This window comes from Pseudomonas sp. N040, from assembly GCF_015637705.1.
GTDB lineage: Bacteria > Pseudomonadota > Gammaproteobacteria > Pseudomonadales > Pseudomonadaceae > Aquipseudomonas.
In genome coordinates, this window is record NZ_JADOBE010000004.1 from 249,854 (window position 1) to 264,519 (window position 14,666).

At 64.8% G+C, this 14,666-nt stretch carries 13 protein-coding genes; 6 read left to right on the forward strand and 7 right to left on the reverse strand.

The window, feature by feature from the left end; genetic code table 11:
* Window positions 1-223: 223 nt before the first annotated feature.
* The 3 genes from ISX93_RS08245 to ISX93_RS08255 all read right to left on the reverse strand — a co-directional run bounded on the left by ISX93_RS08245 (window position 224) and on the right by ISX93_RS08255 (window position 3,260).
* Complete coding sequence (locus tag ISX93_RS08245; RefSeq protein ID WP_195778236.1) at window positions 224-1,762, reverse strand: phosphoenolpyruvate carboxykinase; 1,539 nt, start codon at window positions 1,760-1,762, stop codon at window positions 224-226.
* 118 nt (window positions 1,763-1,880) lie between these two features.
* Window positions 1,881-2,771: an Hsp33 family molecular chaperone HslO gene (gene hslO, locus ISX93_RS08250; RefSeq protein WP_195778237.1), complete on the reverse strand. Its 891-nt coding sequence runs from the start codon at window positions 2,769-2,771 to the stop codon at window positions 1,881-1,883.
* A gap of 93 nt (window positions 2,772-2,864) precedes the next feature.
* Entirely contained in the window at window positions 2,865-3,260 is a 396-nt protein-coding gene (locus tag ISX93_RS08255; protein ID WP_195778238.1) for an RNA-binding S4 domain-containing protein, read from the reverse strand.
* Between the two features lie 83 nt (window positions 3,261-3,343).
* On the opposite strand from ISX93_RS08255, the gene rimB reads away from it, so the two are divergent.
* Window positions 3,344-3,820 carry a retropepsin-like aspartic endopeptidase RimB gene (gene rimB, locus ISX93_RS08260; protein ID WP_195778239.1) on the forward strand — a complete coding sequence of 159 codons (477 nt, stop codon included), beginning with the start codon at window positions 3,344-3,346 and terminating at the stop codon, window positions 3,818-3,820.
* Window positions 3,817-4,722, forward strand: coding sequence for a 30S ribosomal protein S6--L-glutamate ligase (gene rimK / locus ISX93_RS08265; RefSeq protein ID WP_195778240.1), 906 nt, complete (start codon window positions 3,817-3,819; stop codon window positions 4,720-4,722). Before rimB ends, rimK begins: the two co-directional genes overlap by 4 nt.
* Window positions 4,723-4,761: 39 nt before the next feature.
* Here rimK and ISX93_RS08270 read toward each other — a convergent pair whose 3' ends face one another.
* Window positions 4,762-6,087, reverse strand: coding sequence for an ATP-binding protein (locus ISX93_RS08270; RefSeq protein WP_195778241.1), 1,326 nt, complete (start codon window positions 6,085-6,087; stop codon window positions 4,762-4,764).
* 98 nt (window positions 6,088-6,185) lie between these two features.
* Window positions 6,186-6,920: an osmolarity response regulator transcription factor OmpR gene (gene ompR, locus ISX93_RS08275; protein ID WP_195778242.1), complete on the reverse strand. Its 735-nt coding sequence runs from the start codon at window positions 6,918-6,920 to the stop codon at window positions 6,186-6,188.
* Window positions 6,921-7,122: 202 nt separating this feature from the next.
* On the opposite strand from ompR, the gene ISX93_RS08280 reads away from it, so the two are divergent.
* The 4 genes from ISX93_RS08280 to rmf all read left to right on the forward strand — a co-directional run bounded on the left by ISX93_RS08280 (window position 7,123) and on the right by rmf (window position 11,847).
* Window positions 7,123-9,459 carry a Tex family protein gene (locus ISX93_RS08280; RefSeq protein WP_195778243.1) on the forward strand — a complete coding sequence of 779 codons (2,337 nt, stop codon included), beginning with the start codon at window positions 7,123-7,125 and terminating at the stop codon, window positions 9,457-9,459.
* A gap of 13 nt (window positions 9,460-9,472) precedes the next feature.
* Entirely contained in the window at window positions 9,473-9,856 is a 384-nt protein-coding gene (locus ISX93_RS08285) for a PaaI family thioesterase (RefSeq protein ID WP_195778244.1), read from the forward strand.
* A gap of 85 nt (window positions 9,857-9,941) precedes the next feature.
* Complete coding sequence (gene gshA / locus ISX93_RS08290; RefSeq protein ID WP_195778245.1) at window positions 9,942-11,528, forward strand: glutamate--cysteine ligase; 1,587 nt, start codon at window positions 9,942-9,944, stop codon at window positions 11,526-11,528.
* A 112-nt stretch (window positions 11,529-11,640) separates the two neighbouring features.
* A complete protein-coding gene (rmf, locus tag ISX93_RS08295; protein WP_195778246.1) occupies window positions 11,641-11,847 on the forward strand; it encodes a ribosome modulation factor in 207 nt (68 codons plus the stop codon).
* Window positions 11,848-11,951: 104 nt separating this feature from the next.
* On the opposite strand, the gene argA is transcribed toward rmf, so the two are convergent.
* Together argA and argE are read right to left on the reverse strand one after the other, a co-directional pair.
* The gene (argA, locus tag ISX93_RS08300) at window positions 11,952-13,250 is read right to left on the reverse strand and encodes an amino-acid N-acetyltransferase (protein ID WP_195778247.1); all 1,299 of its coding nucleotides are present in this window, start codon (window positions 13,248-13,250) and stop codon (window positions 11,952-11,954) included.
* A 166-nt stretch (window positions 13,251-13,416) separates the two neighbouring features.
* Complete coding sequence (argE, locus tag ISX93_RS08305) at window positions 13,417-14,556, reverse strand: acetylornithine deacetylase (protein WP_195778248.1); 1,140 nt, start codon at window positions 14,554-14,556, stop codon at window positions 13,417-13,419.
* Window positions 14,557-14,666: the final 110 nt, after the last annotated feature.

The window sequence follows — 14,666 nt, forward strand, 5'->3', positions numbered from 1 at the left end:
ACCCGTATGCCGGGGGGGTGTTTCTTTTGCTTACTTTTCTTTGCACAAGCAAAGAAAAGTAAGGCGCCCGGCGGGGCGCAACCAAATCTGCCCAGCAATCTCAATAATCAGCTAGTACACAACGCAACAACATCTTCGGATTTCCAATCCGTGAGAAATCAGCCCCCACAATTCCCCAACATAAAAAAACCGCCCGAAGGCGGTTTTCCTGAAACGCGGACCCTTACAGCTGCGGGCCGGCGTTCTTGATGGCGTCAGACACATCGAACTTCTTGAAGTTGTCGATGAACTGCTGGGCCAGGACTTTCGCCGCAACATCGTAGGCCGACTTGTCTTCCCAGGTGTTGCGCGGGTTGAGCAGGTTGGTCTCGACGCCCGGCACAGCCTTGGGCACGTCCAGGTTGATGGTCGGCAGGTGCTCGGTTTCCACACCAATCAGCGCACCGCTCTGGATCGCGGCAATCACGCCACGGGTAGTCGGGATGTTGAAGCGCTTGCCGACGCCGTAGCCGCCACCGGTCCAGCCGGTGTTGACCAGATAGACCTTGGAGCCGAAGCCCTGGATGCGCTTGATCAGCAACTCGGCGTAGACGCCAGCCGGACGCGGGAAGAACGGCGCGCCAAAGCAGGTGGAGAAGGTCGACTTGATGCCGCCGCCGCTGCCCATCTCTGTCGAGCCGACCAGTGCGGTATAGCCGGAGAGGAAGTGGTAGGCCGCCTGCTCTTCGTTGAGAATCGACACCGGCGGCAATACGCCGGTCAGGTCGCAGGTGAGAAAGATCACTGCATTCGGCTCGCCGGCACGGTTGGCCACGACGCGCTTGTCGATCAGTTCCAGCGGGTAGGCGGCACGGCTGTTCTGCGTCAGGCTGGCATCGGCATAGTCAGGCAGGCGGCTGTGCGGATCGAGCACCACGTTTTCCAGCACGGCGCCAAAGCGGATGGCTTTCCAGATCACCGGCTCGTTCTTTTCCGACAGGTCGATGCACTTGGCATAGCAACCCCCCTCGACGTTGAACACGGTGCCCACGCCCCAGCCGTGCTCGTCGTCACCAATCAGGTAACGGCTCTCATCGGCCGACAGGGTGGTCTTGCCGGTACCGGACAGGCCGAAAAACAGGGTGGTATCGCCGTCTTCGCCGACGTTGGCCGCACAGTGCATCGGCAGCACATCAACTTCCGGCAACAGGTAGTTCTGCACCGAGAACATGGCCTTCTTCATCTCGCCGGCGTACTGCATGCCTGCCAGCAGGACCTTCTTGGCCGCCAGGTTGATGATCACGCAGCCGTCGGAGTTGGTGCCATCGCGCTCGGGTACGCACTCGAAGAACGGCGCGTTGATGACCTGCCACTCACGCTTGGTGGATGGATTGAACTGCTCTGGATTGATGAACAGGCAACGACCAAACAGGTTGTGCCAGGCCGTTTCGGTGGTCATCTTGACCGCCAGGTAGTGTTCGGGGTGAGCACCTACATGCACGTGCGAAACGAAGCTGTCACGCCCCGCCACATAAGCCTCGACGCGCGCCCACAGGGCATCGAACTTGTCGGCCGGGAACGGACGGTTGATGCCACCCCAGCTGATCGAGTCCTTGGTGGTGGACTCCTCGACAATGAAGCGGTCTGCCGGAGAACGGCCGGTGCGATGCCCGGTACGCACTACCAGCGAGCCGTTGGCGGCCAGCTGGCCTTCGCCACGACGAATGGCTTCTTCAGCCAACTGGGCTGCGCTGATGTCGATGTATTGAGTGGCTTGCGTCATGTGGTCCTCGTCGGCGTGAGCCGAGTCCTCCAAGCAAAAGGTAGCAATCCGTGGCGAATCACTACAGCGAAAAAGAGCGCGCGATTATGCCAGAACGCGCCTGTTTAGTAAAAAGGCCTCAATGCCGCGTGGCAGAGGGCTCCTGGCTACCGCCGCCGGAAAACAGCTGGGCAATGTCGGCCGCATCGAAGGCATAGCGCTGGTTGCAGAACTGGCAGTCGATCACCACTTCGCCGGCGTGTTCCTGCAGCAGCGCCTCGGCATCCTCCCGGCCAAGACTGGCCAGGGCATTCAGCGAGCGTTCGCGCGAGCAGCTGCAGCGAAACTCCAGCGGTTGCGGCTCGAACAGGCGCACGTGCTCCTGGTGGTACAGCCGGTGCAGGACGGTTTCGTTGTCCAGCCCGAGCATTTCTTCGGCACTCAGGGTGTCGGCCAGCGTGGTCAGGTGCTGCCAGCTGGCGGCGCGCTCCTCGGGATCACTCAGGCGCGCGGCCGGCAATGCCTGCAGCAGCAGGCCGCGGGCATGCCGGCTGCCATCGGCATACAGCCAGAAGCGGGTCGGCAGCTGTTCGGAATTGGCAAAGTAGTCGGTCAGGCACTCGGCCAGGGTTTCCCCGTCCAGCGCCACGATGCCCTGGTAGCGCTGGCCCTGCCGCGGGTCGACGGTCAGCGCCAGCACGCCGTCGGGCATCAGCTCGCGCAGGCTCGCCCCCTCGACCAGCTGCTCGGCGTCATAGCGGGCAATCGCGCGCACTTCGCGCGCGCTGGAGCACTCGACCATCAACAGCGGCACCGCCCCCGATGAGCTCGCCTGCAGGACCAGCAGACCATCGAACTTGAGCGTACCGACCAGCAGGGTCGCCGCCGCCAGCAGTTCGCCGAGCAACTGCGCGACCGCCGCCGGATAGCTGTGCTTGGCCAGCACGTGCACATAGCTCTGCTCAAGCGAGGTCAGCTCGCCGCGTACATCGCTGTCATCAAAGAGGAAACGCTGGGTGAAGTCGGACATGCCGGATTCGCTGCCATCTGAAGGGAGGCCGATTTTAGGGGCAAAGCCGGCTGCGACCAAGGCCCGGTCGTCTATCAACGCACAAGGCTGACTCTATGAGTCCTGGCGGTCGCGAAAATGATGGATCTGCCGGCGCTGCTTCTTGCTCGGCCGGCCATCGGTCTGCAGGCCCAGCGCCCCGGCCTTGCGCAACGCCGCCGCGGCTTCGCGCCGGCTGAGGCTGTCCGCCGTCTCGGCATACAGCAACTGCGCCTGCGCGGCCCCGCGGCGCACCACAGACAGCGCCAGCACAACCACGCTGCGCTCCTCGAAGCCCTGGCGGATCAGGTACTCGTCACCGATGCGCGGCTCCTTGCCCGGCTTGCAGCGCTCGCCACGGCAATGCACCTTGCCGCCCTCGATGGCTTCCTTGGCCAGCGCGCGGGTCTTGTAGAAGCGTGCCGCCCACAGCCACTTGTCCAGCCGCACCTTGTCTTCGCTGTCGTGCATCAATTGCTCACCCCGTCCAGAGTCTCAGTGCAGTTGCCCGCACGTCCATCTAGAATGCCGCGAAAGCCGTGCGGATAACCACCTTGAAAACCTTCGAACAACTTGGCGTGATCGGCCTCAGCGAATGGATCGCCCTGCCGGAACTGGGCATGGTCGGCCTGCGCGCCAAGATCGACACCGGCGCCAGCACCTCCAGCCTGCACGCCAGCGATATCCAGCCCTTCGAGCGCAAAGGTGAACGCTGGGTTCGCTTTACTGCGCACTTCGGCACACTGGTGCAGCGCGGCCACCGCTGCGAAGCCCGGCTGATCAGCGTCAAGACCATCCGCAGTTCGAATGGCCAGACCCAGAGTCGCTACCTGATCCGCACCACCCTGGCGCTGGGCGAGCGCGCCTGGCCGGTGGACTTCACCCTGGCCTGCCGCAAGACCATGCGCTTCCGCGTGCTGCTCGGCGCCAAGGCGCTGATCGACGGCCAGTGGCTGGTCAACCCGGCGCTCAACTACGCCCAGCAGCAACCCCTGATGCCCACCTTCGACTCCCCGGCCGGTGACTCATGAAAATTGCCATCCTGTCGCGCAACCCGCGACTGTATTCGACCCGCCGGCTGGTGGAAGCCGGCAGCCAGCGCGGCCACGAGATGCTGGTGATCGACACCCTGCGCGCCTACATGAACATTGCCACCCACAAGCCGCAGATCCATTACCGCGGCCAGGCTCTTGAGGGTTTCGATGCGGTGATCCCGCGGATCGGCGCCTCGGTGACCTTCTACGGCTGCGCGGTGCTGCGCCAGTTCGAGATGATGGGCGTGTTCCCGCTCAACGAGTCGGTCGCCATCAGCCGCTCACGCGACAAGCTGCGCGCGCTGCAACTGTTGTCGCGCAAGGGCATCGGCCTGCCGGTCACCGGCTTTGCCCACTCACCGGACGACATCCCCGACCTGATCCAGATGGTCAATGGCGCGCCGCTGGTGATCAAGGTGCTGGAGGGCACCCAGGGCATCGGCGTGGTGCTGTGCGAAACGCAGAAGGCCGCCGAATCGGTGATCGAAGCCTTCATGGGGCTGAAGCAGGACATCATGGTGCAGGAGTACATCAAGGAAGCCGGCGGCGCCGACATTCGCTGCCTGGTAGTCGGCGACAAGGTGATCGCCTCGATGAAGCGTCAGGCCAAGCCCGGCGAATTCCGCTCCAACCTGCACCGCGGCGGCACCGCCAGCCTGATCAAGATCACCCCGGAAGAACGCTCGACCGCGGTGCGCGCGGCCAAGGTGATGGGGCTACGGGTAGCCGGCGTGGACATCCTGCGTTCCGCCAACGGGCCGCTGGTGATGGAGGTCAACTCCTCGCCAGGGCTGGAAGGCATCGAAACCACCAGCGGGATCGATATTGCTTCTTTGGTTATCGAGTATCTGGAAAACAATGCCGAACCGGGAATGACGCGGACCAAGGGGTCGGGCTGAGTCGGCGCGCGGTGGACGGATTGTCAATCCGTCCGTTTTCTACCCCTGTCCGTTGCTCGCCTCACGCGGCAACAACAACCCCAATGGCAGGCACACCCGTGCTTCCAGTCCACCGCCAGCACGGTTGCGCAACTCGACGCTGCCGCCATGCAGCGCTGCAATCCGCCGCACAATCGCCAGGCCCAACCCGGAGCCCTTGCCGCCACGGGCACTGTCGCCGCGGATGAACGGATTGAACAACGCATCCAGTTCTGCCTCCCCCAGCCCCGGACCACGATCCAGCACGCTCAGCACCAGATAGGGCGCGGTGCGACCGCCCTCCACTGCCGCCGCGACCTCAACGCCCTGCCCGCCATAATGCAAGGCATTGTCGATCAGGTTGACCAGCAGACGCTTGATCGATACCCGCCGCAGCGACAGCTCCGGCAACGGTTCAAGGCACAAGCGCACCCGTTCGGCCGGCTGGTTGTACGGCGCCACCGCCTCACGGATCAGCGCCGCCAGGTCGAGCGGCTCCAGCGGCTCATCACTGCCGTCACGGATAAACGCCAGGAACTGGTCGAGAATCGCGTCCATGTCTTCGATGTCGCGCACCATATCGGCGGCCAACTCCGGATCACTGCGCATGAACTCGATGGCCAGGCGCAAGCGCGTCAAGGGTGTGCGCAGGTCATGGGAAACCCCGGCCAGCATCAGCTCGCGCTCGCGCGCTGCGCGCTCGACATCCTCGGCCATCTGGTTGAAGGCCCGGTAGACCTCGGCCATTTCGTGCGGCGAGTCGGTCATCGGCAGCCTGACACTGCGGCCCTGACCAAACTCCCGCGCCGCCACCACCAGGCGCTTGAACGGAGCATTCAGCTGGCCGACAAAAATCCACGCCGCCGCCGTCGACAACAGGCCGATGCCGAGGAACCAGCCAAGCACGCCCAAAATCCGGTCGCCGCTCAGCGGAAACGGATACAGCGGCACCATCACCCAGTCGGCGCCCAGCGCCGGGGCATACACCCAGAGCGCCGACTGGCCATGCATGCGCAGGCGAATCTGGGTATCCGGCCCCAACTCCGTGCGCATCTGCTGCAGGAACACGCGGCTGTAGGGAAAATGCTCTTCGGCCTTGGGTACCTCATTCAACGGGGCCTGACGCAAGCCTGTGGCTGCGGCGATCTGGTCGCGCTGGTTTTCATCCGCCGCCCAGTAGGCGCGCAAGGTCAATGCGGCGCCGTGGGTGTATTGCCGGTCCACCAGCATCTCTTCATTGAGCATCAGGTAAGCCAGCGTCAGCGCCTTGGAAAACAGCACGACCAGCAACACCAGCAAAATGATCCGGGCAAAGAAGCTTTGCGGAAACCAGGAGGGCATTTTCATCTAAGACTCAGCGCAGGGTGAAAAACGGCCGGAGGCCTTTTCCAGCAGATGGCTCTAACAGGTGGACAAGCCGCTAGCGGCGTTATCCACCCTACTTGCTACGCCTTGGCACCATCCGGGACGAACACATAGCCAACCCCCCAAACCGTCTGGATATAGCGCGGCTTGGCCGGGTCCGGCTCGATCATGCGGCGCAGGCGCGAGATCTGCACGTCGATGGAGCGCTCCAGCGCATCCCACTCGCGGCCACGCGCCAGGCTCATCAGTTTGTCGCGGGTCAACGGCTCGCGGGCGTGCTGCACCAGCGCCTTGAGCACGGCGAATTCGCCGGTGGTGAGCATGTGCAACTCATCACCTTTTTTCAGTTCACGGGTGCCGAGAAACAACTGGTACTCGCCGAAGGTCACCACATCATCGTCACTGGTCGGCGCACCCGGCACTTGCGGTGCCTGACGGCGCAACACCGCCTTGATCCGCGCCAGCAGTTCGCGCGGATTGAATGGCTTGGCCAGATAGTCGTCGGCACCGCCCTCCAGCCCCTGTATGCGGCTGGCCTCGTCGCCCTTGGCGGTGAGCATGATGATCGGCATCTGGTTGTCGCCGGCGCGCAAACGGCGGCAGGCGGACATGCCATCCTCGCCGGGGAGCATCAGATCCAGTACCAGCAGATTGAAAATTTCCCGCGACAGCAGGCGATCCATCTGTTCGACGTTTTCCACCGAGCGCACCCGGTAACCTTCTTCGCTGAGAAAGCGGTCGAGCAGGCTACGCAACCGCGCATCGTCATCCACGATGAGGATCTTTTCACCTTCAGCCACTGCGGAACTGTTCATGCGCACTCCTTGATTCGATAGGCGGGGGCATTATTACCCAAGGCTGGCGGCATCACCCCGATGCATTGTTAGCAGATTTTTCCCGACCGGGTGCAGTGCAGCCATTCTGTCGGTGCTTATAATGCCCCGGCATTTTCACCGGCGTTCAGAACATGCCGGAATTCTTATTTATTTCAAGCAGTTAATTTACTTCGGGAAGCACATGGACAACATCAACCAGCGCATCGCCGCCGAACTCTCCGCTCTGGCCAATAGCCGGGTTCTACCGCAGCAGGTTGCGGCCGCCGTGGCGCTGCTCGACGAAGGCTCCACCGTGCCGTTCATCGCCCGTTACCGCAAGGAAGTGACCGGCAGCCTCGACGACACCCAGCTGCGCCACCTGGAAGAACGCCTGCGCTACCTGCGCGAACTGGACGAACGCCGCGCGGCGATCCTCGCCAGCATCGATGAGCAGGGCAAGCTGACCGCCGAGCTGACCCGCGAGATCAACCTCGCCGAGACCAAAACGCGCCTGGAAGATTTGTACCTGCCGTACAAGCAGAAACGCCGCACCAAGGGCCAGATCGCCCTGGAAGCCGGCCTCGGCGCGCTGGCCGATGCGCTGTTCAACGACCCGACGCTGAACCCGGAAGAACAGGCCGCGCGCTTCGTCGACGCCGAGAAAGGCGTGGCCGATGTGAAGGCCGCCCTCGAAGGCGCCAAGTACATCCTCATGGAGCGCTTTGCCGAAGACGCCACCCTGCTGGAGAAGCTGCGCAGCTTCCTCAAGCAGGAAGCCACCCTCAGCGCCAGACTGCTGCCGGGCAAGGAACAGGAAGGCGCCAAGTTCAGTGACTACTTCGAGCATGACGAGCCGCTGCGCAGCGTACCCTCGCACCGCGCCCTGGCCATCTTCCGCGGCCGCAACGAGGGTGTGCTCAGCGCCAGCCTGAAAGTCGGCGACGAAGCCCCGGGCAGCATGCACCCCGGCGAAGGCATGATCGGCGAGCGCTTTGGCATCACCAATCAAGGCCGCGCCGCCGACAAGTGGCTGAGCGAAGTAGTGCGCTGGACCTGGAAGGTCAAGCTCTACACCCACCTGGAAACCGACCTGTTCGGCGAACTGCGCGAGCAGGCCGAGAGCGAGGCGATCAACGTCTTCGCGCGCAACCTGCACGACCTGCTGCTGGCCGCCCCGGCCGGCCCGCGCGCCACCCTAGGCCTCGACCCCGGTCTGCGCACCGGTTGCAAAGTGGCGGTGGTGGATGCCACCGGCAAGCTGCTGGATACCGCCACCGTCTACCCGCACGTACCGCACAACCGCTGGGACGAAACGCTGGCTGTACTGGGCAAGCTTTGCGCCAAACACCGCGTCGAACTGATCGCCATCGGCAACGGTACCGCCAGCCGGGAGTCCGACAAGTTGGCCATCGAACTGATCAAACTGCTGCCGGAACTGAAAATGACCAAAGTCATGGTCAGCGAAGCCGGTGCCTCGGTGTATTCGGCCTCGGAACTGGCGGCCAGGGAATTCCCCGAGCTGGACGTATCCATCCGCGGCGCCGTGTCCATCGCCCGCCGCCTGCAGGACCCGCTGGCCGAACTGGTGAAGATCGAGCCGAAATCCATCGGTGTCGGCCAGTACCAGCACGACGTCTCCCAGCTGCAACTGGCGCGCTCGCTGGATGCGGTGATCGAGGATTGCGTGAACGCCGTCGGCGTCGACCTGAACACCGCTTCCGCCGCGCTGCTGGCGCGCATCTCCGGCCTGAACAGCACGCTGGCGCAGAACATCGTCGCCCACCGCGATGCGCATGGCGCGTTCAGGACCCGCGATGCACTCAAGCAGGTGCCGCGTCTGGGTGAGAAAACCTACGTGCTGGCCGCCGGCTTCCTGCGCGTGATGAATGGCGACAACCCGCTGGATGCCTCGGCCGTGCACCCGGAAACCTACCCGCTGGTGCAACGCATCGCCGCCGATACCGGCCGCGACATCCGTTCGCTGATCGGCGATTCCGGCTTCCTCAAGCGCCTCGACCCCAAGCAGTTCACCGACGAAAACTTCGGCCTGCCGACCGTCACCGACATCCTCAAGGAACTCGACAAGCCCGGCCGTGACCCGCGTCCGGAGTTCAAGACCGCCGAGTTCCAGGACGGCGTCGAGAGCCTCAAGGACCTCAAGCCGGGCATGATTCTCGAAGGCGTGGTGACCAACGTCACCAACTTCGGCGCCTTCGTCGACATCGGCGTGCATCAGGATGGGCTGGTGCATATCAGTGCGCTGTCGGAGAAGTTCGTCAAGGACCCCTACGAAGTGGTCAAGGCCGGCGATATCGTCAAGGTCAAGGTCATGGAGGTGGACATCCCGCGCGCGCGCGTCGGTCTGTCGATGCGCATGAGCGATACCCCCGGCGAAAAGGCCGAAGGCCCCCGTGGCGGCGCACAGAACCGTGGCAATGCGCCACGCACGGAACGGCACTCGGCACAGGACAAACCGGCGCCGGTGAATGCCGGCATGGCCGCACTGTTCGCCGGCGCCAAGCAACTGAAGAAACGCTGAAGGAGAGCGCCCGATGGAGATGCCGGACAGCTACAAGCACAGCGCCTTCACCGCCCTGCTCGGCTGCGAGCTGCTCAGTCTGGGCGACGGCACTGCCGAACTGCGGCTGGGCATGCGCGAGGAACTGCGCAACCGCGGCGGCAAGCTGCACGGCGGGGCGATCTTCACCCTGGTCGACGTGGCCATGGGCCTGGCCTGCTCGGCCAGCCATGGCTTTGATGAACACAGCGTGACGCTGGAATGCAAGATCAACTACTTGCGTGGCGTGGCCGAGGGCGACGTGCTTTGCCGCGCCCGCGTGCTGCATGCCGGGCGGCGCACGCTGATGGTCGAGGCCGAGGTGCTGCAGGGCGGCAAGCTGGTAGCCAAGGCCACCGGGACGTTCGCCAGGGTCTGAAGCCACCGCCAGCCAACCCGCCCGGCAGGCTTGCAGACGCGAGCCTTCGCCCCCATATTGTTCGGCCATGTTCAAGGAGCTCACCGTGAGCGATCTCTACGCCCTTCGCCTTGCGCTGCTTAACGAGCCTGCCAACCTGCCCCTGCTGCGCCAGTGCCTGCACGGCATCGAGCGCGAGTGCCTGCGCGTCGACAGCCATGGCCAGCTGGCCCTGACCCCGCACCCGCAGGCGCTGGGCTCAGCCCTGACCCATGCACAGATCACCACCGACTACTCGGAATCACTGCTGGAGTTCATCACTCCGGCCGAAGCCGACCCGGCGGAAACCCTCGCCGACCTGGAGCGCATCCATCGCTTCGCCTACAGCAAGCTCGGCGCTGAGTACCTGTGGAGCCCGTCGATGCCCTGCCCGCTGCCGGCCGAGGAAGACATTCCGATCGCCCGCTATGGCAGCTCGAATATCGGCAAGCTGAAGTATGTCTATCGCAAGGGCCTGGCCCTGCGCTACGGCAAGGCCATGCAGTGCATTGCCGGCATCCACTACAACTTTTCCCTGCCCAGCACCCTCTGGCCGCTGCTGCAGGCGGCCGACGGCGACAGCGGCAGCAGCACCGACTACCAGTCGGCCAGCTATATCGCGCTGATCCGCAATTTCCGCCGCTACAGCTGGCTGCTGATGTACCTGTTCGGCTCCTCGCCGGTGCTCGACGCCGGCTTCCTGCGCGGCCGCCAGCACGAATTGCAGCAGCTCGACCGCGATACCCTGTACCTGCCCTGGGCGACCAGCCTGCGCATGAGCGACCTGGGTTACCAGAACAACGCCCAGGCCGGCCTGACCCCCTGCTACAACGACCTGGCCAGCTACACCAGCAGCCTGCGCGCGGCGGTCTCGACGCCCTACCCGGAATACGTGGCGCTGGGCACCAAGACTGCGGACGGTGAATGGCAGCAGCTGAACACCAACGTGCTGCAGATCGAGAACGAGTACTACTCGAGCATCCGCCCCAAGCGCGTGACCAACAGCGGCGAGCGGCCGATCCAGGCCCTGCTCGCGCGCGGCGTGCAATATGTGGAAGTGCGCTGCCTGGACATCAACCCGTTCCAGCCGCTGGGTATCGACCTGGAAGAGGCACGCTTCCTCGATGCCTTCCTGCTGTTCTGTGCCTTTGCGGAAAGCCCAAGCCTGGGTGGCGCGGAGTGCCGCGACTGCACGACGAACTTCCTCAAGGTGGTCAAGGAAGGTCGCCGGCCCGGCCTGCACCTGCAGCGCCAGGGTGAACCCGTGCTGCTGCAGGAGTGGGCTGGCCAGCTGCTCGACAGCATTGCCGACACGGCCCGCCTGCTCGACCAGGCACACGCCTCCACGGAACACGCAAGCGCCCTGCAGGCACAGCGCGACAAGGTTGCCGATGCCGCGCTGACACCCTCGGCACAGGTGCTGGCCGTGCTCCGCCAACGCCAGGAAAGTTTCCAGCAGTTTGCCCTGCGCCAGAGCCAGGAGCATGCCCGCTACTTCCGCCGCCAGCCGCTGAGCAGCGACCAGCAGCAGGCCTTCGAAGCACTGGCCCGGCAGTCCCTGGCCGAGCAGGCCGCCATTGAACACAGCGATGCGCAGCCGTTCGATGCGTTCGTGGCCGCCTATCAGGCCAGCATCACTGGTCAGCCGGCCTGAGCGAAAAAACCAATAGGCCGTCACAGAATTGCCTGCCGGGCCACGCCGGCGGGTTACGGCTGGGGCGGCTGCGCGGCTATGCTCGGCGCATCGCCACTCGACGAGCCGCAACATGCCTCACGCCCAGCGCGCAGAAGACCAGCAGTGGAGCCTGGAAAGCCTGAACAAGGCATACCAGCAGGGCTACATGGCCGGCCTCACCGGCCGCTCGCCGAGCCAGCAGCCTTATCCGGCAGAGGTGCTGGGCGCCGCCTGGGAAGCCGGCCTGGCTGACGGGCAGGAGCAGGCACTGCTCCTGCCCAAGGCGAAAAGTGCCTGACGGCGCCGATACCGATGCCGAACCGCTGCAGATAGCGACACGCTGGCTATCGCCACGCTCAACCCACCTTCACGCGGCGCAACCCCCATCCTGCGGATCCGGCGCTACAAGGCCTTCTCGAACACCTGCGAATTGCGCTGGAAGTTGTACAGCGAGGCCCGCGCCACCGGCAGGCGTTCCACCGAGCTGGGCTGGAAGCCGCGCTCGCGGAACCAGTGCGCGGTGCGCGTGGTCAGCACGAACAGGGTCTTCAGGCCCATCGCCCGAGCGCGCTGCTCGATGCGCTCGAGCAGCTCGTCGCCACGCCCGCCGTGGCGGTAATCCGCACTTACCGCCAGGCAGGCCAGCTCGCCCGAATCCGACTCGTTGATCCGGTACAGCGCGGCGCAGGCGATGATCAGCCCGTCGCGCTCGACGATGCTGAACTGGCCGATCTCGCGCTCGAGCACCTCGCGCGAACGGCGCACCAGGATGCCCTGCTCTTCCAGCGGAGTGATCAGGTCGATCAGGCCGCCGACATCCTCGATGGTCGCCTCGCGCAGCGACTCGAACTGCTCCTGGTCGACCAGCGTGCCGCTGCCGTCGCGGGTAAACAGTTCGGTGAGCAGCGAGCCGTCCTCGGCATAGCTGACCATGTGACTGCGCTTGACCCCGCCGCGACAGGCCTGCGCCGCCGCATCCAGCAACTCGGCCTGGTAGCTGCTGCCGAGCCGGGCCAGGTGGGCCGGCACCTGCTGCGGCCGCAGCTCGCGCACCAGCCGGCCCTGCTCGTCGAGCAAACCGGCTTCGCTGCCGAACAGCACCAGCTTGTCCGCCGCCAGCTCGATGGCCGCGCGGGTAGCCACGTCCTCGCAGGCCAGGTTGAAGATCTCCCCGGTCGGCGAATAGCCCAGCGGCGACAGCAGCACGATGCTGCGCTCATCCAGCAGCCGGCTGATGCCCTTGCGGTCGATGCGCCGCACTTCGCCGGTATGGTGGTAATCCACCCCGTCGAGCACCCCGATCGGCCGTGCGGTAACCAGGTTGCCGCCGGCCACGCGCAGCCGCGAACCCTGCATCGGCGACGAGGCCATGTCCATCGACAGCCGCGCCTCGATGGCGATGCGCAACTGGCCGACCGCATCGATCACGCAGTCCAGGGTCGGCCCGTCGGTGATCCGCAGGTCGCGATGATAGTGCGCGGTCAGCCCGCGCTCGGCCAGGCGTGCCTGGATCTGCGGACGCGAGCCATGCACCAGCACCAGGCGCACGCCAAGGCTGTGCAGCAACACCAGGTCATGCACGATGTTGCCGAAATTCGGATGTTCGATACCGTCACCAGGCAACATGACCACGAAGGTGCAGTCCCGATGGGCGTTGATGTAGGGGGTGGCGTGACGCAGCCAGTTGACGTAGTCGTGCATGGATAAACCTGTGTGGCGAGTCCTGAGTCTCCCCTCGCGCGCTGGCGGGAAAGGGGCCGGGGGAGAAGGCGCTGGCCACCCGCTCCCCAACCCTCTCCCGGGCATGGGAGAGGGGGTAGTCCGTAGTCATCGTCGCAACAAGGCAGACTCTCCGCTCATTTCGGGCTCACAGGCAGTAATGCTGTATCAGGTCACGCAACAGGCGCACGGTCGGTTCGATCCGCGCCATCTCCAGGTATTCGTCCGGCTGGTGGGCACAGGCAATGTCGCCCGGGCCGAGCACGATGGTCTCGCAGCCAAGCTGCTGAAGATACGGGGCTTCGGTGCCGAAGGCCACCGCTTCTGCGGCATGCCCGGTCAGCCGTTCGGCCAGGCGCACCAGCTCGCAGTCCGCCGCCTGCTCGAACGGCGGCACGCCGGGAAACAGCGGGGCATAGTCGATGCGCACCTGGTGGCGTTCGGCCAAGGGCTGCAGTTTGGCGCGGATGGCGGCCCGCAACTGCTGCGGATCCATGCCCGGCAGCGGGCGCAAGTCGAACTCCAGCGAGCACTGGCCACAGATGCGGTTGGGATTGTCGCCGCCATGGATGCAGCCGAAGTTGAGGGTCGGCTGTGGCACGCTGAACTGCGGATTATTGAACGCTTGCTGCCATTGCCGGCGCAGCGTCATCAGCTCGCCGATACTGGCGTGCATGGCCTCCAACGCACTGTGTCCAAGGCTCGGATCCGATGAGTGACCACTTTGCCCGTGGATATCGATGCGCTCCATCATCACCCCCTTGTGCAGGCGAATCGGGCGCAAGCCGGTGGGTTCGCCGATCACCGCCGCGCGTCCCAGCGGGCGACCGGCATCTGCCAGGGCGCGCGCGCCGGACATCGAGCTCTCTTCGTCGCAGGTCGCCAGAATCAGCAGCGGCTGGCGAAACGGGTGCTCCAGCAGGCCTTGCACGGCTTCGATCACCAGCGCAAAGAAGCCTTTCATGTCGCAACTGCCGAGACCGTACCAGCGCCCGTCGCGCTCGCTCAGGCCCAGCGGATTGGAGCGCCACAGGGCCTCGTCAAACGGCACGGTATCGCTATGCCCGGCCAGCACCAGGCCACCCGGCCCCTGACCACGACTGGCGAGCAGGTTGAACTTGCCTGGCTGGACCTCTTGCAGTTCACAGGTAAAGCCCAGTTCGCCGAGCCAGCCGGCCAGCAATTCGACCACCGCCCGGTTGGACTGATCCAGCGCCGGCTGGGTGCAGCTGACCGAGGGCGCGGCGAGCAGCGCGGCAAAGCGTTGTGGCAATGAAGGAAGGGGCATTACGCAACTCCACAAGAGCGCTGGCCCGGCATGCCGCCCGTCCAGCGCAAAATAAACACCAGGCAAGTCTTGCGGAATTGACCCGCGTCAGCAATCGCAGGCAGCGGAAC